The sequence below is a fragment of the Pseudomonas graminis genome, from assembly GCF_900111735.1.
Lineage (GTDB): Bacteria > Pseudomonadota > Gammaproteobacteria > Pseudomonadales > Pseudomonadaceae > Aquipseudomonas > Aquipseudomonas graminis.
Map to the genome: position 1 here is coordinate 1 of NZ_FOHW01000097.1, position 1,043 is coordinate 1,043.

The window sequence follows — 1,043 nt, forward strand, 5'->3', positions numbered from 1 at the left end:
ATTGATGATCAGGGCCGTCTGACCGGCCTGTGGGAAGTTCGTGATGGCGAGGTTAAACGCCAACTTTGTGCGTATAAGTACGATGATTCCGGCGATCTTGTTCTGGCCCAAGACGAGAACGGCTCGGCCTGGCGTTATCAGTATCAAAACCATCTAATTACTCGCTACACCGACCGCACCAATCGGGGCTTGAATCTGCAATGGCAAGGAACAGGCCCCGACGCGAAAGCTGTCCGTGAATGGGCTGACGACGGCAGTTTTGATACGCGATTGGCGTGGGATGAAAACATCCGCCTGACCTATGTCACTGATGCTTTGGGCCACGAAACCCGGCATTACTACGACAGCTTGGGTTACACCTATCGCATCTGCCACGCCGATGGGCGTTCGGAATGGTTCTTCCGCGATGCGGCGAAGAACATCATCCGCCACGTCCACACCGACGGCAGCACCGACCGGTATCGCTACGACAAGCTCAGCAATCTGACCGAACACACCCGCGCTGATCACAGCGTGATGAACTACGCGTATGACGATAAAAGCCACCTGATCAAGATCAGCGATGGCGAAGGCGGGTTGTGGAAACGGGATTACGACTTTCGTGGAAATCTGATCGAGGCGATCGACCCGCTGGAGAACGTTACCGAATACGCCTACAACGGCTTCGGTCTTCCTACAGCGATAAAGGACGCCAACGGCAATACAAAGGCGTTGGCCTACAACGAAGCCGGACAGCTCGTTAAGTACACCGACTGTTCTGGCAAGGTCAGTAGCTGGGAGTACGACGAACGCGGCCAGATGGTTCGCTTCACCGATCCGGCCGGGCACAGCACCACGTATGAATACAAAGCCGGTCAGCTTGTCCTGATCAAGCACCCGGACAAAACCGAAGAACGCTTTAGCCGCGACGCCGAAGGTCGTTTGCTGGCCCACTCCGATGGCCTGGAACGCTGCACCACCTGGCGTTACAGCGCTGCGGGATTTATCGCCGAGCGCGTCGACGCCGCCGAACAAACCCTGCGTTACCGCTGGGACAAGTTAGG

General features: G+C 56.6%; 1 protein-coding gene. It reads left to right on the plus strand.

Annotated features, from left to right (window positions below):
* A partial coding sequence (locus BMY98_RS26585; RefSeq protein ID WP_139214606.1) for an RHS repeat domain-containing protein occupies positions 1–1,043 on the plus strand: 1,043 nt, incomplete at both ends.